Annotated in this window: 24 protein-coding genes; 18 read left to right on the top strand and 6 right to left on the bottom strand. The window is 56.2% G+C overall.

Going from position 1 to position 24,209, the window contains the following annotated elements; all coding sequences use genetic code 11:
- Nucleotides 1-44: 44 nt before the first annotated feature.
- From tap to AAIR21_RS00650, 10 genes are all read left to right on the top strand, one after another.
- Nucleotides 45-1,646, top strand: a complete 1,602-nt coding sequence (gene tap, locus AAIR21_RS00695) for a methyl-accepting chemotaxis protein IV (RefSeq protein ID WP_032680769.1) — start codon at nt 45-47, stop codon at nt 1,644-1,646.
- A 19-nt stretch (nt 1,647-1,665) separates the two neighbouring features.
- On the top strand, nt 1,666-2,532 hold the full coding sequence (gene cheR, locus AAIR21_RS00690; protein ID WP_014170664.1) for a protein-glutamate O-methyltransferase CheR: 867 nt from the start codon (nt 1,666-1,668) through the stop codon (nt 2,530-2,532).
- Nucleotides 2,529-3,578, top strand: a complete 1,050-nt coding sequence (locus AAIR21_RS00685) for a protein-glutamate methylesterase/protein-glutamine glutaminase (RefSeq protein ID WP_014170663.1) — start codon at nt 2,529-2,531, stop codon at nt 3,576-3,578. The genes cheR and AAIR21_RS00685 overlap by 4 nt, the downstream gene beginning before the upstream one ends.
- 17 nt (nt 3,579-3,595) lie before the next feature.
- Nucleotides 3,596-3,985 (top strand): chemotaxis response regulator CheY, encoded by a 390-nt coding sequence (gene cheY / locus AAIR21_RS00680; protein WP_000763862.1) that lies wholly within the window; start codon nt 3,596-3,598, stop codon nt 3,983-3,985.
- Between the two features lie 13 nt (nt 3,986-3,998).
- Nucleotides 3,999-4,643: a protein phosphatase CheZ gene (gene cheZ / locus AAIR21_RS00675; protein ID WP_013096065.1), complete on the top strand. Its 645-nt coding sequence runs from the start codon at nt 3,999-4,001 to the stop codon at nt 4,641-4,643.
- A gap of 277 nt (nt 4,644-4,920) precedes the next feature.
- Entirely contained in the window at nt 4,921-6,069 is a 1,149-nt protein-coding gene (gene flhB, locus AAIR21_RS00670) for a flagellar biosynthesis protein FlhB (protein WP_014170659.1), read from the top strand.
- Complete coding sequence (gene flhA / locus AAIR21_RS00665) at nt 6,062-8,140, top strand: flagellar biosynthesis protein FlhA (protein ID WP_014170658.1); 2,079 nt, start codon at nt 6,062-6,064, stop codon at nt 8,138-8,140. The genes flhB and flhA overlap by 8 nt, the downstream gene beginning before the upstream one ends.
- Complete coding sequence (flhE, locus tag AAIR21_RS00660) at nt 8,137-8,532, top strand: flagellar protein FlhE (protein ID WP_123266835.1); 396 nt, start codon at nt 8,137-8,139, stop codon at nt 8,530-8,532. Before flhA ends, flhE begins: the two co-directional genes overlap by 4 nt.
- Nucleotides 8,533-8,796: 264 nt before the next feature.
- A complete protein-coding gene (locus AAIR21_RS00655; RefSeq protein WP_025203842.1) occupies nt 8,797-10,380 on the top strand; it encodes an MFS transporter in 1,584 nt (527 codons plus the stop codon).
- 4 nt (nt 10,381-10,384) lie between these two features.
- Nucleotides 10,385-11,524 (top strand): glycoside hydrolase family 88/105 protein, encoded by a 1,140-nt coding sequence (locus tag AAIR21_RS00650; protein WP_032680772.1) that lies wholly within the window; start codon nt 10,385-10,387, stop codon nt 11,522-11,524.
- Between the two features lie 34 nt (nt 11,525-11,558).
- Here AAIR21_RS00650 and argS read toward each other — a convergent pair whose 3' ends face one another.
- Entirely contained in the window at nt 11,559-13,292 is a 1,734-nt protein-coding gene (argS, locus tag AAIR21_RS00645) for an arginine--tRNA ligase (RefSeq protein WP_014170653.1), read from the bottom strand.
- A gap of 239 nt (nt 13,293-13,531) precedes the next feature.
- Here argS and AAIR21_RS00640 point away from each other — a divergent pair, with 239 nt between their 5' ends.
- Together AAIR21_RS00640 and cutC are read left to right on the top strand one after the other, a co-directional pair.
- Nucleotides 13,532-14,092: a VOC family protein gene (locus AAIR21_RS00640; RefSeq protein WP_020883387.1), complete on the top strand. Its 561-nt coding sequence runs from the start codon at nt 13,532-13,534 to the stop codon at nt 14,090-14,092.
- Nucleotides 14,093-14,168: 76 nt separating this feature from the next.
- A complete protein-coding gene (gene cutC / locus AAIR21_RS00635; protein ID WP_073396023.1) occupies nt 14,169-14,912 on the top strand; it encodes a copper homeostasis protein CutC in 744 nt (247 codons plus the stop codon).
- A gap of 184 nt (nt 14,913-15,096) precedes the next feature.
- On the opposite strand, the gene cmoB is transcribed toward cutC, so the two are convergent.
- Genes cmoB through AAIR21_RS00610 form a run of 5 tightly spaced genes read right to left on the bottom strand, consistent with a single transcriptional unit; the run spans nt 15,097 to nt 18,677 of the window.
- Entirely contained in the window at nt 15,097-16,068 is a 972-nt protein-coding gene (cmoB, locus tag AAIR21_RS00630) for a tRNA 5-methoxyuridine(34)/uridine 5-oxyacetic acid(34) synthase CmoB (protein ID WP_020883389.1), read from the bottom strand.
- Nucleotides 16,065-16,808, bottom strand: a complete 744-nt coding sequence (cmoA, locus tag AAIR21_RS00625; RefSeq protein WP_020883390.1) for a carboxy-S-adenosyl-L-methionine synthase CmoA — start codon at nt 16,806-16,808, stop codon at nt 16,065-16,067. The genes cmoB and cmoA overlap by 4 nt, the downstream gene beginning before the upstream one ends.
- A gap of 40 nt (nt 16,809-16,848) precedes the next feature.
- Nucleotides 16,849-17,244 carry an MAPEG family protein gene (locus AAIR21_RS00620; RefSeq protein WP_020883391.1) on the bottom strand — a complete coding sequence of 132 codons (396 nt, stop codon included), beginning with the start codon at nt 17,242-17,244 and terminating at the stop codon, nt 16,849-16,851.
- A 51-nt stretch (nt 17,245-17,295) separates the two neighbouring features.
- A complete protein-coding gene (locus AAIR21_RS00615; protein ID WP_020883392.1) occupies nt 17,296-18,114 on the bottom strand; it encodes a DUF72 domain-containing protein in 819 nt (272 codons plus the stop codon).
- Nucleotides 18,111-18,677, bottom strand: a complete 567-nt coding sequence (locus tag AAIR21_RS00610) for a hydrolase (RefSeq protein ID WP_032678431.1) — start codon at nt 18,675-18,677, stop codon at nt 18,111-18,113. Before AAIR21_RS00610 ends, AAIR21_RS00615 begins: the two co-directional genes overlap by 4 nt.
- Nucleotides 18,678-18,941: 264 nt before the next feature.
- Between AAIR21_RS00610 and aspS the strand changes: the two genes are divergently transcribed.
- From aspS to ruvB, 6 genes are all read left to right on the top strand, one after another.
- Nucleotides 18,942-20,729 carry an aspartate--tRNA ligase gene (aspS, locus tag AAIR21_RS00605; protein ID WP_032678430.1) on the top strand — a complete coding sequence of 596 codons (1,788 nt, stop codon included), beginning with the start codon at nt 18,942-18,944 and terminating at the stop codon, nt 20,727-20,729.
- 1 nt (nt 20,730) lies between these two features.
- The gene (nudB, locus tag AAIR21_RS00600) at nt 20,731-21,174 is read left to right on the top strand and encodes a dihydroneopterin triphosphate diphosphatase (protein WP_014170644.1); all 444 of its coding nucleotides are present in this window, start codon (nt 20,731-20,733) and stop codon (nt 21,172-21,174) included.
- Between the two features lie 27 nt (nt 21,175-21,201).
- On the top strand, nt 21,202-21,942 hold the full coding sequence (locus AAIR21_RS00595; protein WP_014170643.1) for a YebC/PmpR family DNA-binding transcriptional regulator: 741 nt from the start codon (nt 21,202-21,204) through the stop codon (nt 21,940-21,942).
- A 34-nt stretch (nt 21,943-21,976) separates the two neighbouring features.
- On the top strand, nt 21,977-22,498 hold the full coding sequence (ruvC, locus tag AAIR21_RS00590) for a crossover junction endodeoxyribonuclease RuvC (RefSeq protein WP_020883394.1): 522 nt from the start codon (nt 21,977-21,979) through the stop codon (nt 22,496-22,498).
- 80 nt (nt 22,499-22,578) lie between these two features.
- The gene (ruvA, locus tag AAIR21_RS00585) at nt 22,579-23,190 is read left to right on the top strand and encodes a Holliday junction branch migration protein RuvA (RefSeq protein WP_020883395.1); all 612 of its coding nucleotides are present in this window, start codon (nt 22,579-22,581) and stop codon (nt 23,188-23,190) included.
- Nucleotides 23,191-23,198: 8 nt separating this feature from the next.
- Nucleotides 23,199-24,209, top strand: a complete 1,011-nt coding sequence (gene ruvB, locus AAIR21_RS00580) for a Holliday junction branch migration DNA helicase RuvB (RefSeq protein ID WP_014170640.1) — start codon at nt 23,199-23,201, stop codon at nt 24,207-24,209.

Raw genomic sequence — 24,209 nt, 5'->3', positions numbered from 1 at the left:
CTGACATTTAAACCGCGGCTGCTTGCCGCATGATGGGAGCGTGGATGTTAAATCGTATTCGTATCTCGACCACACTGTTTTTGATTCTGATCCTTTGCGGTGTGTTGCAGGTTGGCAGTAACGGGTTGTCTTTTTGGGCGTTTCGCGATGGCTATCAGAATTTGCAGGAAGTTGAGGCGAGTAACCAGCAGCGCGCCGCCGTGGCACAGACGCGCGCCGTACTGTTGCAGGCAAGCACGGCGCTGAACAAAGCGGGAACCTTAACCGCCCTGAGTTATCCGCCGGATGACATCAAGGCGTTAATGGTGACCGCGCGCGACAGCCTGAAGCTGGCTGACGCGCAGTTTAACGCCTTCGCGGCACAGGACGCCGGCAGCGCGGAAGTGAAAGCGCTGAAAGTCGCGATGAAGAAGCGTTTTGATCAGTGGCACAGCGACCTGGATCACCAGGCGACCTGGCTTGAGAACAACCAGCTCTCGGACTTTATGACCGCGCCGGTCCAGGCGTCCCAGGCGGCGTTTGATGCGAGCTTTAATGCCTGGCAGCAGAACATTAACCAGTTTGTCCAACGCGCCGGGAATGACAGCCGTAAAAACTACCATATGTCAGGCGTGATTTTTGCCGTGGTGGTGATTCTGGCGGTGCTGCTGACCGGCGGTGCCCTGTACTGGTCGCGCAGAATGATTGTTCAACCGCTGGCGATCGTCAGCAGCCACTTCGACAGTATTGCGAAGGGTAACCTGGCGCGTCCGGTGGCGGTGTACGGCAAGAACGAAATTTCGGCGATTTTTGCCAGCCTGAAGGCGATGCAGGGCGCCCTGCGGGAAACGGTCTCCGATGTGCGACAGGGCAGTTATGCCATGCACACCGGGATCTCGGAGATTGCGGCAGGCAATAACGATCTCTCGTCGCGCACCGAGCAGCAGGCAGCTTCGCTGGCGCAAACGGCTGCCAGCATGGAGCAGCTCACCGCGACGGTAAGCCAGAACGCGGATAACGCGCGTCAGGCGTCTGACCTGTCCAGACAGGCGGCGATGACGGCGAAGAAAGGGGGCGATCAGGCCTCTCACGTGGCCAGTACCATGCAGGATATTGCCGCCAGTTCACAGAAAATTGGCGACATCATCAGCGTGATTGACGGTATTGCGTTCCAGACCAACATTCTGGCGCTGAACGCGGCCGTTGAAGCGGCACGAGCCGGTGAGCAGGGGCGTGGTTTTGCGGTTGTGGCCGGTGAAGTCCGTAATCTGGCGAGCCGCAGCGCCAACGCCGCGAAAGAAATTAAAGGACTGATTGAAGAGTCCGTCTCACGCGTCCAGCAAGGCTCTGCCCTGGTGGACACGGCGGCGAAAACCATGCACGAAATCGTCACCTCCGTTACGCGGGTTAACGACATCATGGGTGAGATTGCTTCTGCGTCCGATGAACAGCGTCGCGGAATTGAGCAGGTGGCCCAGGCGGTAAGCCAGATGGATCAGGTCACGCAACAAAACGCCTCGTTAGTGGAGGAAGCGGCAGCGGCAACCGATCAGCTGGCCAGCCAGGCGGATCATCTGACCGGGCTGGTCGCGGTATTTAATGTGAAAGAGCACGTTGAAGCAGTAACAGAAGTCGGGCGGTCGCAGGCCGTGCCAGTTGTATCCTGAATGTAATTAAGAAGGCGCTATGACATCACCAATGCCCCCAGGGCAAACGTCATTACTGTTGCAGATGACACAGCGCCTCGCGCTGTCCGACGCGCATTTTCGTCGGATATGTCAGTTAATCTACCAGCGTGCGGGGATTGTGCTTGCCGATCATAAGCGAGACATGGTCTACAACCGTCTGGTGCGGCGCTTGCGTACGCTGGGGCTGGACGATTTTGGTCGCTATCTGAGCATGCTCGAAGCGAACCAGAACAGCGCAGAGTGGCAGGCTTTTATTAACTCGTTAACCACCAACCTGACCGCATTTTTCCGTGAAGCTCACCACTTCCCGGTCCTGGCGGAGCACGCGCGTCGCCGCAGCGGGGAGTATCGCGTCTGGAGTGCGGCCGCCTCAACCGGGGAAGAGCCGTACTCGCTGGCGATCACCCTTGCCGACACGCTGGGCATGGCGCCTGGACGCTGGAAAGTCTACGCCAGTGATATTGATACCGAAGTGCTGGAAAAGGCACGCAACGGCGTGTATCGCCAGGATGAACTGAAAACGCTGTCACCTCAGCAGTTGCAGCGTTACTTCATGCGCGGAACCGGCCCGCATGAAGGCCTGGTGCGCGTGCGCCAGGAGCTGGCGAACTGTGTCGAATTCGCGCCCGTTAACCTGCTGGATAAGCAGTACAACGTGCCGGGGCCATTCGACGCTATTTTTTGCCGTAACGTCATGATCTATTTTGATAAAACGACGCAACAGGACATTCTGCGTCGGTTTGTTCCGTTGCTCAAGCCTGACGGTTTACTGTTTGCCGGGCACTCGGAAAACTTCAGCAACCTCGTGCGTGAGTTTAGCCTGCGTGGGCAAACGGTATATGCGCTGAGTAAGGAAAAAGCATGAGTAAAATCAGGGTGTTGTCTGTCGACGATTCTGCGCTGATGCGCCAGATCATGACTGAAATTATCAATAGCCACAGCGATATGGAGATGGTGGCGACAGCGCCTGATCCGCTGGTAGCGCGGGATTTAATTAAAAAATATAACCCCGACGTGTTAACGCTGGATGTCGAAATGCCGCGCATGGATGGCATTGATTTCCTGGAAAAATTGATGCGCCTGCGGCCCATGCCGGTGGTGATGGTCTCATCCCTGACCGGAAAAGGATCTGAAATTACCCTGCGTGCGCTGGAGTTAGGGGCGGTGGATTTTGTCACCAAACCTCAGCTTGGCATTCGTGAAGGGATGCTGGCGTACAGCGAAATGATCGCCGAGAAGATCCGCACCGCGTCACGTGCGAAGCTTGCCGCGCACAAACCGATGGATGCACCGGTAACGCTGAAGGCCGGTCCTTTACTCAGTTCGGAAAAACTGCTGGTGATTGGGGCGTCAACCGGGGGAACAGAGGCAATTCGTCATGTACTCCAGCCATTGCCGCTTTCAAGTCCGGGTATTCTGATCACGCAGCATATGCCGCCAGGCTTTACCCGCTCGTTCGCCGAGCGTCTGAACAAGCTGTGTCAGATCAGCGTGAAAGAGGCGGAAGACGGTGAGCGCGTACTCCCCGGCCATGCGTATATCGCACCGGGTGACAAGCATATGGAGCTGGCGCGCAGTGGCGCTAACTATCAAATCAAAATTCATGACGGGCCGCCGGTAAACCGGCACCGTCCGTCGGTGGATGTGCTGTTTCATTCGGTGGCGAAACATGCGGGGCGCAACGCCGTTGGGGTGATCCTGACGGGGATGGGTAACGACGGTGCCGCCGGAATGCTTGCAATGCACCAGGCTGGCGCCTGGACGATTGCGCAGAATGAAGCAAGTTGTGTGGTGTTCGGCATGCCGCGCGAGGCCATCAATATGGGTGGCGTGAGCGAAGTGGTCGATCTTAGCCAGGTAAGCCAGCAGATGCTGGCGAAAATCAGTGCCGGACAGGCAATACGTATTTGACTCAGGAGTATTATTTTATGGCGGATAAAGAGCTTAAGTTTTTGGTTGTGGATGACTTTTCCACCATGCGTCGTATCGTACGCAACCTGCTGAAAGAGCTGGGCTTCAACAACGTTGAAGAAGCAGAAGACGGCGTTGATGCGCTGAACAAACTGCAGGCGGGCGGGTTTGGTTTTGTTATCTCCGACTGGAACATGCCAAACATGGATGGTCTGGAACTGCTGAAAACCATCCGTGCGGACGCGGGAATGGCGTCATTACCGGTTCTGATGGTGACCGCAGAAGCGAAAAAAGAGAACATTATTGCCGCAGCACAGGCGGGCGCTAGTGGCTATGTTGTGAAGCCGTTCACTGCGGCCACCCTGGAAGAGAAGCTCGGTAAGATCTTCGAGAAACTCGGCATGTGAGGTGTTGGTTATGATGATGCAACCTGCTATGAAACCCGTTGAAGAACACTCGCCCAGCGATATCATTGCCCGCATCGGCAGCCTGACACGCATGCTGCGTGACAGCCTGCGTGAACTGGGGCTGGACCAGGCAATTGCTGAAGCGGCGGAAGCCATTCCGGATGCCCGCGATCGTCTGGACTACGTTGTGCAGATGACCGCTCAGGCGGCTGAACGTGCGCTGAACAGCGTTGAAGCGTCACAACCGCATCAGGATGCGATGGAGAAAGGCGCGAAAGCGCTGACCAAACGCTGGGATGAGTGGTTTGAGAATCCAATCGAGCTGGCGGATGCCCGCGAGCTGGTCACGGATACCCGTCAGTTCCTGGGCGATGTGCCGGGCCACACCAGCTTTACCAACGCGCAGCTGCTGGACATCATGATGGCGCAGGATTTCCAGGACCTCACGGGCCAGGTTATCAAGCGCATGATGGATGTGATTCAGGAAATTGAACGTCAGCTGCTGATGGTGCTGCTGGAGAACATTCCGGAACCGGCCGCTCGTCCAAAACGCGAGAACGAAAGCCTGCTCAACGGTCCACAGCTCGACGCCACCAAAGCGGGCGTTGTGGCAAGCCAGGATCAGGTAGACGACCTGCTGGACAGCCTTGGTTTCTGATTGAGGTGATGACCCTCAGGTTGCGTACGCAACCTGAGGGTATGCCGCTTAATTTTGAGTGCATAACGCTGGGGTGGCTGGCCCTTGCTCACGCCCTGCTTGCTGACAGTGTTGCCAAACGCTATCTCAAATTTTTTTTTTGCCGTTTTTTACTCATCACCCGATTGCTCCGACGCTGAACTGGCTAAAAGAACCCGGTTATTGGGTTTTTTCAACCCATTGATGAAAGGTCAGGCTGGCATGATACCCGTGACTAAATGGGCTGCGAGCAGGCACTGTGGCAGAAGAGAACGACGACAAAACGGAAGCCCCCACACCCCACCGACTAGAAAAAGCGCGTGAGGAAGGGCAGGTCCCCCGATCCCGAGAACTGACATCCCTGCTGATCCTCATCGTAGGCGTGTGCATTATCTGGTGGGGTGGGGAGGCGCTCGCCCGCAAACTGGCGGGAATGCTCTCGGCTGGCCTACGTTTTGACCACAGTATGGTCAACGACCCTAACCTGATCCTCAGCCAGATAATCCTGCTCGTTAAAGATGCCATGCTTGCGCTGTTGCCCCTGATTACCGGCGTCGTGCTGGTGGCGCTGGTCTCGCCCGTGATGCTGGGCGGTCTGGTGTTTAGCGGGAAATCGCTGCAACCCAAGTTTTCGAAACTGAACCCGCTGCCGGGGATTGCGAAAATGTTCTCGGCGCAAACCGGTGCGGAGTTGCTTAAAGCGATTCTGAAATCGGTCCTGATGGGCAGTACCGGCGGTTTTTTTCTGTGGCACCACTGGCCGGAAATGATGCGCCTTATCAGCGAATCGCCGTTAACCGCGATGAGCAATGCGCTGAACCTGGCCGGGCTCTGTGCACTGCTGGTGGTGCTCAGCATTATTCCCATGGTGGGTTTTGACGTTATCTTCCAGCTTTACAGCCACTTCAAGAAACTGCGCATGTCTCGTCAGGATATTCGGGATGAATATAAGCAGATGGAAGGTGACCCGCACGTGAAAGGGCGTATCCGCCAGATGCAGCGTGCTGCCGCCCGTCGGCGGATGATGGAAGATGTGCCAAAAGCCGACGTCATTGTGACTAACCCGACACACTATTCCGTTGCGCTGCAGTACGACGAAAACAAAATGAGCGCGCCGAAAGTGGTGGCGAAAGGGGCGGGGCTCATCGCTCTGCGTATTCGTGAAATTGGTACCGAAAACCGGGTGCCCATACTCGAAGCGCCTCCGCTGGCGCGAGCGCTGTATCGCCATGCGGAAATTGGACAACAGATCCCAGGACAACTCTACGCCGCGGTGGCGGAAGTGCTGGCCTGGGTATGGCAGTTGAAACGCTGGCGTCTGGCTGGCGGTCAACGGCCTGTGAAACCTGAGAACCTTCCGGTGCCTGACGCGCTGGATTTTATGAACGAGAAGGACACTGATGGCTAATCTGGTGGCAATGTTGCGCCTGCCCGGCAACCTGAAATCGACGCAATGGCAGATCCTTGCCGGACCGATTCTCATCCTGCTAATTCTGTCGATGATGGTCTTGCCGCTTCCGGCGTTCATCCTCGACCTGCTTTTCACATTCAACATTGCGTTGTCCATTATGGTTTTGCTGGTGGCGATGTTCACCCAGCGCACCCTTGAGTTCGCCGCATTCCCGACCATTCTGCTGTTTACCACCTTGTTAAGGCTGGCGCTGAACGTGGCGTCAACCCGTATCATTCTGATGGAAGGCCACACCGGTGCTGCCGCGGCGGGTAAAGTGGTTGAGGCATTCGGCCACTTCCTGGTCGGCGGTAACTTTGCCATCGGTATCGTGGTGTTCGTCATTCTCGTCATCATTAACTTTATGGTTATCACCAAAGGTGCCGGACGTATCGCGGAAGTGGGCGCGCGTTTTGTGCTTGACGGGATGCCGGGCAAGCAGATGGCCATCGACGCGGATCTGAACGCCGGGCTTATTGCCGAAGATGAAGCCAAAAAGCGCCGCTCGGAAGTGACGCAGGAAGCTGACTTCTACGGCTCAATGGACGGTGCGAGTAAGTTTGTTCGCGGTGATGCCATTGCGGGCATCCTGATCATGGTGATTAACGTGGTCGGCGGCCTGCTGGTGGGCGTGCTGCAGCACGGTATGGACATGGGCCACGCGGCGGAAAGCTATACGCTGCTGACCATTGGTGACGGTCTGGTGGCGCAGATCCCGGCGCTGGTCATCTCAACGGCGGCGGGGGTTATCGTGACCCGCGTCAGTACCGATCAGGATGTTGGCGAGCAGATGGTCGGGCAACTCTTCAGTAACCCGCGCGTGATGCTGCTGGCCGCCGCGGTGCTGGGCCTGCTCGGTCTGGTGCCGGGAATGCCAAACCTGGTGTTCCTGCTGTTCACTGCGGCATTGCTGGGCCTTGCCTGGTGGATGCGTGGCCGTGAGATGACCCCGGCAGCGGAACCTGCCCCGGTAAAAATGCCGGAGAACACGCAGGCCGTGGAAGCGACCTGGAACGACGTTCAACTGGAAGACTCGCTGGGAATGGAAGTAGGGTATCGCCTCATCCCGATGGTCGATTTCCAGCAGGATGGCGAACTGTTGGGCCGAATCCGCAGCATCCGTAAAAAATTCGCCCAGGACATGGGCTTCCTGCCGCCGGTGGTTCACATCCGCGACAATATGGATCTGCCGCCTGCGCGCTATCGTATTCTGATGAAAGGCGTAGAGATTGGCAGCGGTGATGCTTATCCTGGCCGCTGGCTGGCCATTAACCCAGGCACCGCGGCGGGTACGCTGCCGGGCGAGCAAACCATCGACCCGGCCTTTGGCCTGGCTGCTATCTGGATTGAAAGCGCGCTGAAAGAGCAGGCGCAAATTCAGGGCTACACCGTGGTGGAGGCGAGTACCGTGGTGGCGACCCACCTGAACCATCTGATTGGACAATTCTCGGCAGAGCTGTTTGGTCGTCAGGAAGCCCAGCAACTGCTCGACCGTGTCACGCAGGAGATGCCGAAGCTGACGGAAGATCTCGTGCCAGGCGTCGTGACGCTGACCACGCTGCACAAGGTGCTGCAAAACCTGCTCGAGGAAAAAGTGCCGATCCGCGATATGCGTACCATTCTGGAAACCCTCGCCGAGCATGCACCGTTGCAAAGCGATCCGCACGAACTGACGGCGGTGGTGCGCGTGGCACTGGGGCGGGCGATCACGCAGCAGTGGTTCCCGGGCACCGGGGAAGTGCAGGTTATCGGCCTCGATACGCCGCTTGAACGTCTGCTGCTGCAGGCTCTGCAGGGCGGTGGAGGGCTGGAACCTGGCCTGGCCGACCGTCTGCTGGAGCAAACACAAGAGGCGCTGGCGCGTCAGGAGATGCTGGGTGCGCCACCGGTTCTGCTGGTGAACCATGCGCTGCGTCCGCTGCTGTCGCGCTTCCTGCGCCGTAGCCTGAACCAGCTGGTCGTGCTGTCGAATATGGAGTTGTCGGATAACCGTCATATCCGTATGACGGCGACGATCGGAGGAAAATAATGCGTAAGTGGTTATGGATTTTACTTTTTCCGCTGGTGGCCCAGGCCGCCGGGGAAGGGACCTGGCAGGCCAGCAGCATTGGCGTGACCCTCAGCAACCGCGGTGTCGCCATGTCTTCGCGACCACTATCACCGACTGAGCCGGTGTCCGGTCTGATGACCCTGGTGGTCTGGAACTACACGCTTATTGGCCCAACGCCTGCCGGGCTTCGGGTACGGCTGTGCTCCCAGACACGCTGTACGGAAATTGATGGAGAGAATGGCACCACTCAGGCCTTCAACGGCGTGCCTGCTGTCGAACCTTTGCGCTTTATCTGGGAAGTGCCGGGCGGCGGACGCCTGATCCCTGCGCTGAAAGTTCAGCGTAATTCCGTCATCGTCAACTACCGCTAATACCCCGCCTTCTGCGTCAGCCATCAGCCATTTCTGATGGCTGGCTCGCAAAAAATGACCTCCTCTTTTGATGTAAAAGAAACGCTGTTTTATAAATCAGTGACACGCGTAACGACACTCTTTGCATTTTTGCCAGCCGCTTGCCGGTGATGGCAAAAACAGAAAGGTATCACCAGGTGGATACTCTTACTGTAGCCGTGTAATAACTCCCGGATCAGATTTTGCTTACAGGGAGTCTCCCAAAACTGAGTAGGGTTGACGGCAATGAAAACACGAAAAATTGGACTCGCAAATTATCTTGCTTACGGGTCAGGCGATTTCCTCGGGGCGGGAACCACCGCCCTGACGGCGGCCTGGCTTTTGTATTTTTATACAACGTTCTGTGGACTCTCCCCGATTGAAGCAACCTTCATCTTTGCCGCCGCAAGGGTACTGGATGCTGTCGTCAGCCCTTTGATGGGCTTTTTGACCGATAACTTTGGCACGACCTGGCTCGGCAAGCGCTTCGGTCGGCGTAAGTTCTTTATTCTGCTGGGGATCCCGTGCGTGTTCAGCTACTCCCTGATGTGGGTGGGGGAGATGAGTTTCTGGTATTACCTGCTGACCTATCTGGTGTTCGATATCGTCTACACCATGATTCTGGTGCCGTATGAAACGCTGGTGCCGGAAATGACCGATGACTTCAAACAGAAAACCCGCTTCTCAGGTGCCCGTATCTCGATGGCGCAAATGTCTGCCATCCTGGCCTCATTCCTGCCGGGGATCCTGCTCACGCATTTCGGCAAAGACAACGCGGTCTCCTTTTTCTATGCAAGCCTGGTCTTCTCCGTGCTGTGCGCGCTGATGCTGATGCTCGTCTGGTTCTTCACCTGGGAGCGACCGCGGGAAGAGTGGAGCGAAGCCGCCCTGCGTGCCGAAGAAGAGAAGAAGAAACTGTCGCTCGGGCAGAGCCTCAACCGCCTGTTTGTGGAGTTGAGCTCTACGCTGCGCGTGAGAATTTTCCGTCAGCATCTGGGGATGTACCTTGGCGGGTATATCGCCCAGGACGTCTTTAATGCCGTGTTTACCTACTACGTGGTTTTCGTGCTGATGCAGGAAGCATCCATGGCCTCCAGCCTGCTGGGCACGATGGCCATCTTCCAGTTTATTGCGGTTATCGCCATGATCCCGCTGTGCATTCGCTTCGGACCCGCGCCGTCCTATCGAATGGTCGTGGTGCTGTTTGGCCTGGCATCGCTTTCCTACGCCGTGCTGTATTACGCGGGCCTGAGTGATATCTACTCTCTGTTATTGCTGGTCTCTGCAGTTGCCGGTCTGGGACGCGGTGGGATCAACTATGTGCCGTGGAATACCTACACCTACATTGCTGATGTCGATGAAGTGATCACCGGCCAGCGCCGCGAAGGGATTTTCGCCGGCATCATGACGCTGACCCGCAAAGCCTCGCAGGCGGGGGCGGTAATGCTGGTGGGCATTGTGATGCAGATGTCCGGCTTTGTCAGCGGACAGAAGACCCAGCCCGCGGAAGTGAGCCACACCATTCTGCTGATCCTGAGCGTGGGAACGCTTCTGGTTCTGTTCTGCGGCTTCCTGGTCTCGCTGCGTTTCAAACTCAATTTGCACACCCATACCACGCTGCGTGAAGAGACCGCCAAAATGCGCGCGTCTGGCCGCGCCATTCCTGAGAGTGCGACACCAGAAGCCCGCGCCACCGTAGAGATGCTGGCCGGTATGCCTTATGCGTCGCTGTGGGGCAATAACAACATCGGTTATCTGAATCGTAATAAGCCTGCGGCACCTTCGCTGAAGGGGCGCGCGGTACTGAATTCGACATACAACAGAGGTTAAGATAATGAAAGTTTGGCCGGTCAAACACAGTCCACTCCTGCGTCAGCCTGCGCATTTCATCGCCCGGGACGAGCTGAAATCGCTGATTGAAAAGGTGACGCATAACCTCGTTAATATCCACGACACGACAGGTGAGTTTTTACTGCGCCTGGACGACGGGCGGGTCATTGACACCAAAGGATGGGCAGGCTGGGAGTGGACCCACGGCGTGGGGTTATACGGTATCTGGCAGTATTACTGCCAGACGGGCGACGAAGCGATGCGTGACATCATTGACCGCTGGTTTGCCGATCGTTTCAGGGAAGGGGCGACCACCAAAAACGTGAATACCATGTCACCGTTCCTGACGCTGGCTTATCGTTACGAAGAGACCAGAAACCCGGCCTGGCTGCCGTGGCTGGAAAGTTGGGCGGAGTGGGCCATGAATGAGATGCCGCGCACCGACCATGGCGGCATGCAGCACATCACCCTGGCGGAAGAGAATTCTCAGCAGATGTGGGATGACACGCTGATGATGACGGTTCTGCCACTGGCGAAAATCGGCAAACTCCTTAATAAACCGGAGTACGTTGAAGAGGCGGTGTATCAGTTTCTGCTGCACGTGCAAAACCTGATGGATCGTGAAACCGGCCTGTGGTTCCACGGCTGGAATTACGAAGGCCACCATAACTTTGCGAAGGCACGCTGGGCACGAGGCAACAGCTGGCTGACCATCGTGATCCCGGATTTCCTTGAGCTGGTGGATTTGCCTGAACATAACGCCGTTCGCCGCTACCTTGTGCAGGTGCTGAACGCGCAGATTGCGGCCCTCGCCAAATGTCAGGACGATAGCGGCCTGTGGCATACGCTGCTCGACGATCCGCACGCCTACCTTGAGGCGTCAGCCACGGCAGGCTTTGCCTACGGTATTCTGAAAGCGGTGCGTAAACGCTATGTCGGCGCGGAATATGCTGAGGTGGCGGAGAAAGCGATTCGCGGCATTGTGGAAAATATCTCGCCGGAAGGGGAGTTACTGCAGACGTCGTTCGGTACGGGGATGGGCAGCGATCTGGCGTTCTATCGCCAGATCCCACTCACGTCGATGCCCTATGGACAGGCCATGGCAATCCTGTGTTTAACGGAATACCTGCGCAAATATTTTTGAACATAAAAAACCCGGCGATGGCCGGGTTTGTTTATTACATGCGCTCTACGGTTTCGATACCCAGGGTATCCAGACCCAGCTTCAGGGTCTTCGCCGTCAGCTGAGCCAGCTTCAGGCGGCTGTTGCGGACCGCTTCGCTTTCCGCAGACAGGATAGGGCAGTGTTCGTAGAAACCGGAGAACAGACCCGCCAGATCGTACAGGTAAGAGCACATCACGTGCGGGGTACCGTCACGTGCGACAACGGCCAGCGTCTCTTCAAACTGCAGCAGACGTGCCGCCAGCTGGGCTTCGCGATCTTCGGAAATGATCACCTCAGCATTGGCCAGCGCGCTTTCATCGATACTGGCTTTACGGAACACGGAGAGCACGCGGGTGTAGGCGTACTGCATATACGGCGCAGTATTACCTTCAAAGGCCAGCATGTTATCCCAGTCGAAGATATAGTCGGTGGTACGGTTCTTGGAGAGATCCGCGTACTTCACTGCACCGATACCCACGGCGTTGGCGAGTTTTTCCAGCTCATCGGCAGGCATATCCGGATTCTTCTCGGCCACCAGACGGCGAGCGCGTTCCAGCGCTTCGTCCAGCAGGTCGGACAGCTTCACGGTACCGCCTGCACGGGTTTTGAACGGCTTACCGTCTTTACCCAGCATCATGCCGAACATATGGTGTTCAAGCGGCACGGAATCCGGCACGTAGCCTGCTTTGCGCACGATAGTCCACGCCTGCATCAGGTGCTGGTGCTGACGGGAGTCGATGTAGTACAGCACGCGGTCCGCATGCAGCGTTTCGTAACGGTATTTCGCACAGGCGATATCGGTGGTGGTGTAGAGATAGCCGCCATCCTTTTTCTGGATGATCACGCCCATCGGTTCACCTTCCTTGTTTTTATACTCATCAAGGAACACGACCGTAGCGCCTTCGCTCTCAACCGCCAGGTTTTTGGCTTTCAGGTCGGCCACAATGCCAGGCAGCATCGGGTTATAGAGGCTTTCACCCATCACATCGTCACGGGTCAGGGTAACGTTCAGACGATTATAGGTGAGCTGGTTCTGGGACATGGTGATGTCAACCAGTTTACGCCACATCTCGAGGAAGTACGGGTCGCCGCCCTGCAGTTTTACCACGTAACTGCGCGCGCGCTCGGCAAAAGCGTCGTCTTCGTCGTAGTGTTTTTTAGCTTCGCGGTAGAACCCTTCCAGGTCTGCCAGGGCCATTTCACCCGCGTTTTCCTGCTGCTGTTTTTCCAGGTAAGCAATCAGCATCCCGAACTGGGTACCCCAGTCGCCCACGTGGTTCGCGCGGATCACTTTGTGTCCGAGGAACTCCAGGGTACGCACGGCTGCGTCACCGATAATGGTGGAACGCAGGTGCCCGACGTGCATCTCTTTCGCCACGTTTGGCGCTGAGTAGTCAATCACCACGGTCTGCGCTTCTGGCTGGGAGACACCCAGACGGTCAGATTTCAGCGCCGCGTCAACGTGGCGTGCCAGGAAAGCAGGCTCAAGGAAGATGTTGATAAATCCAGGGCCGGCGATTTCAGTTTTGCTGGCAATACCGGTGAGATCCAGATGAGTCAGCACCTGCTCGGCGAGTTGTCGCGGCGGCATACCCAGTTTTTTAGCCACTGCCATCACGCCATTAGCCTGATAGTCGCCAAACTGTACTTTTGCTGACTGACGAACCTGCGGTTCGCAATCCGCAGGCGCACCTGCTGCAATCAGTGCCTGACTGACTTTTTCGGAGAGAAGAGCCTGAATATTCACCTGGATACCTTACATTTTTGATGCGGGCAAATAACCGCCCGCGCCAGTTAAAGAATTTAGGGCGGGAGTATACTGCAAATGCCTTCTGGCGTCAGCATTGCGGGGGCCGAAGATTGCTCAGAATCCAGGCTAAGAAAGCATGCATAAACATGCAGTCGTAAAAACCGCTATTCAGAGGTTGGTCGAAAGAGGGCAACAGAGTAAATTAGCGGCTTTGCGACACGATAAGAGACTGACGTATGGCGAACTGGCACTCCATTGACGAACTGCATGATATTTCCGCAGATTTACCGCGCTTCACCCAGGCGTTCACAGAACTTGCCACCCGCCTTGGTCTGGATATTGCGCCGCTTGAGGCCGATCACATCTCCTTGCGCTGCCATCAGAACGCAACCGCCGAGCGCTGGCGTCGCGGATTTGAACAGTGTGGCGAGTTGCTCTCAGAGAACGTCATTAACGGTCGCCCCATCTGCCTGTTCAAACTGCATGAACCGGTGTGCGTGGCTCACTGGCAGTTCAGTGTGGTCGAATTGCCCTGGCCGGGCGAGAAACGCTATCCGCATGAAGGCTGGGAGCATATCGAAATTGTCCTGCCGGGTGAGCCCGAAACGCTGAATGCTCGTGCACTGGCGCTGTTGTCTGATGAGGGTCTGAGCAAGCCTGGCATTTTTGTGAAAACAAGTTCCCCGAAAGGCGAACGTGAGCGTCTGCCAAATCCTACTCTGGCCGTCACTGACGGACAGGTTACCGTGAAGTTCCATCCCTGGACGATTGAACAGATTGTTGCCAGCGAAGCATAAGATGTGACCGTACGCTGAGACCGGGCGTAGCCTGCGTGTCATGATGGTGCGTTAAGTGGATATTAAGGAGGATGTAATGGCGCTGCTGGAGATTTGTTGTTACAGCGTGGAGTGTGCCGTCACCGCGCAACAGCACGGGGCTGACCGCATTGAACTGTGCGCCGCACCCAAAGAGGGTGGGTTAACGCCTTCATACGGGATGCTGAAGTCTGCCCGTCAGGCTGTCACCGTTCCGGTACACCCGATTATTCGTCCTCGCGGCGGCGATTTCTGTTACACGCCGGGCGAGTTCAGTGCCATGCTTGAAGATATCACTCTCGTTGGCGATCTGGGATTCCCCGGCCTGGTTATTGGGTTGCTTGATGAAGACGGCAATGTCGATCTGCCGCGCATGCGTCAGGTCATGAACGCGGCAAAAGGGATGGCGGTCACTTTTCATCGCGCGTTTGATATGTGTAAAGATCCCCTGCAATCCTTTGATATTCTTGCTGAACTTGGCGTGGCGCGGGTCCTGACATCGGGTCAGCAGTCCTCTGCTGAAAAAGGACTGCAATTAATTACGGAACTAAAAGCACATTCCGGTGTTCCAATAATAATGGCGGGTGCGGGAGTGCGTGCCAGCAATATGGAACTGTTTTTAAACGCCGGGGTAGAGGAGCTTCACAGCTCTGCGGGCAAATGGATGCCATCGCCCATGCGTTATCGCAACACAGGGTTGTCAATGTCGACGGATGCTGAAGCGGATGAGTACTCACGCTACGGTGTAGAGGGAGCGTCGGTTGCGGTAATGAAATCGATGATTGAACGTCATCACGTGTAGCAACGTACCGATTTTTACCGCGCATCATGTCGCCCAATATGATGCTTGCTTGTACCAGGCCCCTGCAATTTCAACAGGGGCCTTTTTTTATGCCCCTCACCCTAACCCTCTCCCCAAAGAGGAGAGGGGACAGTACGGTGCGGTCTTTTCTCCCTCGCCCCTTTGGGAAGAGGACCGGGGGAATCTACGGTTTCGTCGCGATCAACACCGCGCGCATTGGCGCAGGATACCCTTCGACAGTCTTGCTGTGGTCTGCCGGGTCGAGGAATTCCGCCAGTGATTCCGTGATCATCCAGTCGGTGCGACGCTGTTCTTCAGTTGACGTTACGCAAACATCGGCAATTCGGACATCCACAAAACCGCACTTCTCCAGCCAGTTTTTCAGCGCCGGCGCGGAAGGAATAAAGTAAACGTTCCGCATCTGCGCATAGCGATCGCCCGGCACCAGAACGGTATTTTCATCACCCTCTACCACCAGCGTTTCCAGCACCAGTTCGCCGCCGCTGACCAGCTGATCTTTCAGCTGCCACAGATGTTCGAGTGGGGAGCGGCGGTGGTACAGGACCCCCATCGAAAACACGGTGTCAAACGCCTTCAGGGCAGGGAGCTGCTCAATACCCAACGGCAGCAGGTGCGCGCGCTGGTCGTTACCCAGCAATTTACGCACCGCTTCAAACTGGCACAGGAATAGCTGCATAGGGTCAATCCCCACCGCCAGATGTGCCCCTGCGCCAATCATGCGCCACATGTGGTAACCGCTGCCGCAGCCAACATCCAGAATGGTTCGCCCGGTCAGGTCGGAAAGGTGAGGCAGCACGCGATCCCATTTCCAGTCAGAACGCCATTCAGTATTAATGTTAACGCCGTAGAGTGAGAACGGACCTTTGCGCCACGGCATCAGGTTACGCATCAGCGTTTCAATGCGGTTTATCTGCCCGGGCGGAAGCGGCGTTTCGCTTTGCGCGGTAACACTGTGGAGCAGATCCAGACGGTGTGGGGTCAGTTCCGGCAGAAACTCCACCGCGTTGGACCACTGCTTTAACAGACCATGCTGCTGATCCCGCTGCCAGGCAGCAATTTGTGCAGGCAGCGTCTCCAGCCAGTGGGAGAGGTGGTTTTTGGCAATCAGCTGATAGAAATTACTGAACTCGATCATGCGATGTCCCCACCTTTCAGCGCCACCAGCGAGCCGAAGTTGAAGCACTGGAACCACAGTTCGCTGTGCTCGAAGCCTGCCTGACGCAGGCGTGCTTTATGGGTTTCGACGGAGTCCGTCAGCATCACGTTTTCGAGCATGCTACGTTTCTGGCTAATTTCCAGTTCGCTATAGCCGTTGGCCCGTTTGAAGTCGTGGTGCATATTGAACAGCAGCTCACCCACTTCGGCATCTTCAAAGCTGAATTTCTCGGACAGCACCAGCGCGCCACCGGGCTTCAGGCCTTTATAGATTTTGTCCAGCAACAGCTGACGGTCTTCAGGCACCAGGAACTGCAGAGTAAAATTCAGAACCACCAGCGACGCGTTATTGATGTCGATATCACGGATATCACCTTCCACAACCTCGACTGGCGTCGGGGCTTTATACGCGTCGATATGGCGACGGCAGCGTTCCACCATGGCCGGGGAGTTATCGACGGCAATGATTTTGCAGCCTTCATGGTGAACGTTACGACGAACAGACAGCGTTGCCGCGCCGAGCGAGCAGCCCAGATCATATACTTGCGTGCCGGGTTGAACGAAACGCTCAGCCAGCATGCCGATCATAGAGATGATATTGGAATAACCGGGAACAGAGCGCTGGATCATATCCGGGAAGACTTCGGCTACCCGTTCATCGAAGGTCCAGTCGCCCAGGCTGGCGATAGGCGCGGAAAAAAGCGTGTCGCGATCTGACATAACGTAAAAATCCGGGAAAAATAAAGTGGCGTATTGTGCGCTAATGGAAGGAGAAAACCAACTCCCACGGCATATACCAAAGGTTAGCCAGCACCATCAGCAAAAGCGAACACCAGGTCGCGCTCATGCCGGAACGACGCCAGCGGAATAAGCGGTGGTGAAAGCCGTAATAATGCATTAACCGGCCGGCAATCAGAAGCAGGCCGCAGACGTGCACCATCCAGGTTTCCGCGCCGTTCATTTCCATAAACAGCAGCAAAATTAACGCAACGGGGATGTACTCAACCGCGTTACCGTGAATGCGGATAGCGCTTTGTAACTCCGAAAAACCGCCGTCACCATAAGAAACACGGTACTGCATTCGCAGGCGCACAACATCAAATGAAAACTTAATCAGCAGTAATGCACCTAACACCGCATACAGCGCGCTGACCATACTAACTCCCTGTTTTTGGCAGATGGCACCTTCCTATGATAGGGGCTGATATCAGAAAAGAGAAGATTGTTGTGGGATAGAAGGGGCGCTGCCAACGGACGGAACCGCAGCCTGCAAGGCCTGCCAGAGAACATCGACCAGTTCGGGGGCATGAGCGATATCCGGCGTATGGAGAAAGAGATACGGCGTGGTGGTTTGCTCCCATTTCGCTAATTTTTGCAGCCAGACGGCGAACATCTCCTGGTTTTGCTGCATGTTATCGCTGCCGATAAACCTGACCATCGGGTTTTGCGCGGTGACCACGGCGTGAACAGGCACTCTGGGCTTTTTACGCTGGGCATCAATGATGGCCTCGTTATGCGGGATGGCGCTGTGCACGGGACGGCTGTCGAGAATCACCCGGTTCACCCCGCGCGCATGTAAGCCACGGTTAAGGGCCGTTTCAGCCTCTCCCTTGGCAAAAAACGCCGCATGTCTCACCTCAACGCCGTAGGTGAAGTCCTTGGGCAGGGTATCAAGGAACTGCCATAGCGCAGGCAGGTCGCGTGGGCTAAAGGTGGCCGGAAGCTGCAACCAGTACTGACCGATGCGGTTCGCCAGCGGCGACATCCGGCCAAAGAACTCGTCGGTCAAATCACCGCAGTTTCGCAGCGCAGCGGTGTGGGAGATCGTCGCCGGAAACTTGAAGCAGAAGCGGAAATCATCGGTCGTCTGGTCGCGCCAGCGCTCAACAATCTCTGCTCTGGGTAGCGCGTAGAGGGTGGTATTGCCCTCGACGCAGTTGAAATGACGGGCATATTCTTCAAGGCTGGTAATACCCAGGCGCACCCATTTCGGGTGCGACCACTGGGGCAGGCCAAGGTAGATCATAGGGCGCTTATAATGTCGTCCGTGCTACGCACGCGGCCAATGCGCGGGAAGATGTGGGTCATACTGCCCTGGTGCTGCTCCGCAGACGCTGCGCTGCATGCATCTTCAGCAATCACCAGGTTAAAGCCCAGCTCCCAGGCGTTCCGGGCAGTGGATTCCACGCCAATGTTGGTGGAGATCCCACAGAGAATCAGGGTGTCGATACCGCGCCGACGCAGCTGCAGCTCAAGATCGGTGCCGTAGAATGCGCCCCACTGGCGTTTGGTCACTTCGATATCGCTGTCCCGTTTGCCGAGCGAAACCGGATAGGTCCACCAGTTTTCAGGTAGTGAATGTGCTGCAACCTGAGCATCGACAGGCTGTTTTAAGGCCTCAGCGAAATCCGCTGACCAGCCAACGCGCACCATGATCACAGGGGCACCGCTGGCACGGCATTTTTCTGCCAGACGCGCGGCGCGGCTGACAACATCTTCGGCGCTGTGCGGGCCTCCGGCAAACGGCAGGATCCCTTCCTGTAAATCAATCACCACAAGCGCGGTTTTGCGGGCATTAAGTGTTAACATGGTAACTCCAGTGAAATGAGTCGCTTCCGCTACACCTTACGACGTAATGACCTGTTATCGGTCGGATAATTTTGTTAATTTTTGTGAGAATACGCAATAAGCGCGCAGCAAACGACCGTCTGGCCGTGGTTCGCTCTTATCGTCTGGCGGAATTTCCAGTATAATAGCCGCCTTTTTTCATCCAGTTGTGACATACAGAAAGCTGCGACATAGTAGCCTGCATTCCAGGCGACATTTAGCCTGCGGCTAATTAAGGGATATCTCATGCGTACAGAATATTGCGGGCAGCTGCGTCAGTCCCACGTTGGACAGCAGGTAACCCTGTGTGGTTGGGTCAATCGTCGTCGTGATCTTGGGAGCCTTATCTTCATCGATATGCGCGACCGCGAAGGTATCGTTCAGGTGTTCTTCGACCCAGATCGCGCAGATGCGTTGAAGCTGGCTTCTGAGCTGCGTAATGAGTTCTGCATTCAGGTCACCGGCACCGTACGTGCGCGTGACGAGAAAAACGTTAACGCAGACATGGCGACCGGCGCAATTGAAGTGCTGGCGTCGGATCTGGTTATCATCAACCGTGCTGAAGCGCTGCCGCTGGACTCCAACCACGTCAACACTGAAGAAGCGCGTCTGAAATACCGCTATCTGGACCTGCGTCGTCCGGAAATGGCTCAGCGCCTGAAAACCCGTGCGAAAATCACCAGCCTGGTGCGTCGCTTTATGGATGACCACGGTTTCCTCGACATCGAAACCCCGATGCTGACCAAAGCCACGCCGGAAGGCGCGCGCGACTACCTGGTTCCTTCCCGTGTACACAAAGGCAAATTCTACGCGCTGCCACAGTCTCCTCAGCTGTTCAAACAGCTGCTGATGATGTCCGGCTTCGATCGCTACTATCAGATTGTAAAATGCTTCCGCGACGAAGACCTGCGTGCTGATCGTCAGCCAGAATTTACCCAGATCGATGTGGAAACCTCCTTCATGACGGCCGAGCAGGTGCGTGAAGTGATGGAAGCCCTGGTGCGCAGTCTGTGGAATGACGTGAAAGGCGTGGAACTGGGTGATTTCCCCATCATGACCTTCGCTGAAGCTGAACGTCGCTACGGTTCTGACAAACCAGACCTGCGTAACCCGATGGAGCTGGTGGACGTTGCAGACCTGGTGAAATCCGTTGAGTTCGCGGTATTTGCCGGCCCGGCTAACGATCCAAAAGGTCGCGTGGCTGCCCTGCGTGTACCGGGCGGTGCGGCGCTGAGCCGTAAGCAGATTGACGATTACGGCAACTTCATCAAGATCTACGGCGCGAAAGGTCTGGCCTATATTAAAGTGACCGAACGTGCGAAAGGTCTGGAAGGCATTACCAGCCCGGTGGCGAAATTCCTGAACGCGGAAATCGTGGAAGCGATCCTCGAGCGCACCGGCGCACAGGATGGCGACATGATCTTCTTTGGTGCAGACAACAAGAAAATCGTTGCTGACGCGATGGGCGCGCTGCGCCTGAAGCTGGGTAAAGACCTGAGCCTGACGGACGAGAGCAAATGGGCTCCGCTGTGGGTAATCGACTTCCCAATGTTCGAAGACGACGGTGAAGGCGGCTTGACCGCAATGCACCACCCGTTCACCTCGCCAAAAGACATGACGGCGGCAGAGCTGAAAGCGGCACCGGAAGATGCGGTAGCAAACGCGTATGACATGGTTATCAACGGCTACGAAGTGGGTGGCGGTTCCGTGCGTATTCACAGCGGCGAAATGCAGCAAACCGTGTTTGGTATTCTGGGAATCAACGAGCACGAACAGCGCGAGAAATTCGGCTTCCTGCTGGATGCCCTGAAATACGGTACGCCGCCACACGCGGGTCTGGCATTCGGTCTTGACCGCTTGACCATGCTGCTGACCGGCACCGACAACATTCGTGATGTTATCGCCTTCCCGAAAACCACGGCTGCGGCCTGTCTGATGACGGAAGCCCCAAGCTTTGCCAACCCGGCCGCGCTGGCTGAGCTGGGCATTCAGGTGCTTCCGAAAGCTTCAAAAGAGATTTCGGAGAACGAATAATATGCAGTATAAGCGTCCCGTTTCGGTTCTGGTTGTCATTTATGCAGAAGATACGAAACGGGTGCTGATGTTGCAGCGGCGCGATGACCCTGATTTCTGGCAGTCGGTTACCGGCAGCCTGGAAGAGGGGGAGACCGCGTCGCAGGCCGCCGCGCGCGAAGTAAAGGAAGAGGTCACCATTGACGTTGCTTGCGAGCAACTGACCCTGAAGGACTGTCAGCGCACGGTGGAGTTTGAAATTTTTAGCCATTTACGTCATCGCTATGCGCCGGGTATTGAGCGCAATACGGAATCGTGGTTCTGTCTCGCGCTCCCCCATGAACGGGAGATCGTGTTTACCGAACACCTGACCTACCGCTGGGTGGATGCGGCGGATGCCGCTGCACTGACCAAATCGTGGAGCAACCGGCAGGCGATTGAAGAATTTGTAATTAACGTAGCCTGAAAAGGCGCGCTCTTTGAGGAAATTTTTATGGCAGGTCATAGTAAGTGGGCCAACACCAAACACCGCAAAGCGGCACAGGATGCCAAGCGCGGTAAGATCTTCACCAAAATTATTCGTGAGCTGGTTACAGCGGCACGTCTGGGCGGCGGCGATGCGGCGTCTAACCCGCGTCTGCGCGCGGCTGTGGATAAAGCCCTGTCCAACAACATGACGCGTGACACCCTGAACCGTGCTATCGCACGTGGCGTAGGCGGTGATGAAGACGCGAACATGGAAACCATCATTTATGAAGGTTACGGTCCTGGCGGTACGGCGGTGATGGTTGAATGTCTGTCCGACAACCGTAACCGTACCGTAGCGGAAGTGCGTCATGCCTTCAGCAAATGCGGTGGTAACCTGGGCACTGACGGCTCCGTGGCCTATCTGTTCAGCAAAAAAGGCGTCATCTCCTTCGAGAAAGGCGATGAAGACGTAATCATGGAAGCGGCGCTGGAAGCCGGTGCAGAAGACGTTGTGACCTATGATGATGGCGCAATCGACGTCTACACCGCGTGGGAAGAGATGGGCGCAGTACGTGACGCGCTGGAAGCGGCGGGTCTGAAAGCCGACAACGCTGAAGTCTCCATGATCCCGTCAACCAAAGCGGACATGGATGCGGAAACGGCACCTAAACTGCTGCGTCTGATCGACATGCTCGAAGACTGCGACGACGTGCAGGAAGTGTATCATAACGGTGAAATCTCTGATGAGGTTGCAGCGACTCTCTGATGAGAGCGTATAAACCGTTTACGGGAGACGCGTGATGTCGATTATCCTCGGGATTGACCCCGGCTCGCGCGTCACCGGTTATGGCGTCATCCGGCAGGTAGGGCGCCAGTTAACCTACCTTGGCAGCGGCTGTATTCGGACCAAAGTGGACGATCTGCCGTCGCGCCTGAAGCTAATCTATGCGGGCGTGTCGGAGATCATCACCCAGTTTCAGCCCGACTTTTTTGCCATTGAGCAGGTCTTTATGGCGAAAAACGCCGATTCAGCGTTAAAACTGGGTCAGGCACGGGGCGTCGCCATCGTTGCGGCGGTGAATCAGGATCTTCCGGTGTTCGAATACGCAGCCAGACAGGTCAAACAGACCGTCGTGGGGATTGGTAGCGCGGAGAAAAGTCAGGTGCAGCATATGGTGCGTACGCTCCTGAAGCTTCCCGCGAACCCGCAGGCAGACGCCGCCGATGCGCTGGCGATAGCCATTACCCACTGTCATATAAGCCAGAACGCGATTCAGATGAGCGAATCGCGGCTTAATCTGGCGCGAGGCAGGTTACGATAATGACAAATCAGGCTGGATGTTTATCCAGCCTTTTTTTATTATGTCGGCAGTTAATTTCTTCCAGAACGCAGGAGCGTCACGTGATAGGCAGACTCAGAGGCATCATCATTGAAAAACAACCCCCGTTAGTGCTGCTGGAAGTCGGTGGCGTGGGCTATGAAGTCCATATGCCGATGACCTGCTTCTATGAGTTGCCGGACGCGGGCAAAGAGGCAATTGTCTTTACCCAGTTTGTGGTGCGTGAAGATGCCCAGTTGCTGTATGGCTTCAACAACAAACAGGAACGGATGCTGTTTCGCGAGCTGATCAAAACCAACGGCGTCGGGCCGAAGCTGGCGCTGGCTATTTTGTCCGGCATGTCCGCTCCGCAGTTCGTCAATGCCGTTGAGCGCGAAGATCCTGCTGCGTTGATTAAACTCCCGGGTATCGGCAAGAAAACCGCGGAGCGTTTGATTGTCGAGATGAAAGACCGCTTTAAAGGTCTGCATGGCGATCTGTTTACGCCAGCCGCTGATCTGGTGCTTACCTCGCCGGGCGCACAAGCCTCTGACGATGCTGAACAGGAAGCGGTTGCTGCGCTGGTGGCGCTGGGATATAAACCTCAGGAGGCCAGCCGGATGGTGAGCAAGATTGCCAAACCGGATGCCAGCAGTGAAACCCTGATTCGTGAAGCGCTACGCGCGGCATTGTGAGGTAAAGGATGATTGAAGCAGATCGCCTGGTATCGGCAGGCACCCTTCAGGCAGAAGACGTGGTGGATCGCGCTATCCGCCCGAAACTGCTTGATGAGTATATTGGCCAGCCGCAGGTTCGTTCTCAGATGGAGATCTTCATCCAGGCGGCAAAACTGCGCGGCGATGCACTCGATCACCTGCTCATTTTTGGCCCCCCCGGTCTGGGGAAAACCACGCTAGCGAACATTGTCGCCAATGAAATGGGCGTTAACCTGCGCACAACCTCTGGCCCGGTGCTGGAAAAAGCGGGCGATCTGGCGGCAATGTTGACCAACCTTGAACCGCATGACGTGCTGTTTATCGATGAGATCCACCGTCTGTCGCCGGTCGTGGAAGAGGTGCTCTATCCGGCAATGGAAGATTACCAGCTGGACATCATGATCGGTGAAGGTCCGGCAGCACGTTCCATCAAGATCGATCTGCCTCCGTTTACCCTGATTGGCGCGACGACGCGTGCCGGGTCATTGACCTCTCCGCTTCGCGATCGTTTTGGTATCGTTCAGCGTCTGGAGTTCTATCAGGTTGCGGATCTTCAGCATATCGTTGGCCGCAGTGCCCGCTATATGGGGCTGGAGATGAGCGAGGAAGGGGCGTTTGAGGTAGCGAAGCGCTCCCGGGGGACGCCGCGTATTGCGAACCGCCTGTTGCGTCGCGTACGTGACTTTTCCGAAGTAAAGCACGATGGCACGATTTCGGCTGAGATTGCAGCGCAGGCGCTGGATATGCTGAATGTTGATGCTGAAGGCTTTGACTACATGGACCGTAAGCTGTTGCTGGCGGTACTGGATAAGTTCTTTGGCGGTCCGGTCGGACTGGATAACCTGGCGGCAGCGATTGGTGAAGAGCGCGAGACAATTGAAGATGTGCTTGAGCCGTATCTGATCCAGCAGGGTTTCTTGCAACGTACCCCGCGCGGTCGTATGGCAACGGTGCGGGCGTGGAACCATTTTGGTATTACCCCGCCAGCGATGCCGTAG

Source organism: Enterobacter sp. PTB (genome assembly GCF_051130085.1).
Taxonomy (GTDB): domain Bacteria; phylum Pseudomonadota; class Gammaproteobacteria; order Enterobacterales; family Enterobacteriaceae; genus Enterobacter; species Enterobacter ludwigii.
The sequence above is the reverse complement of the archived record's forward strand: the minus strand, read 5'-3'. Positions and strand labels throughout refer to the sequence as shown.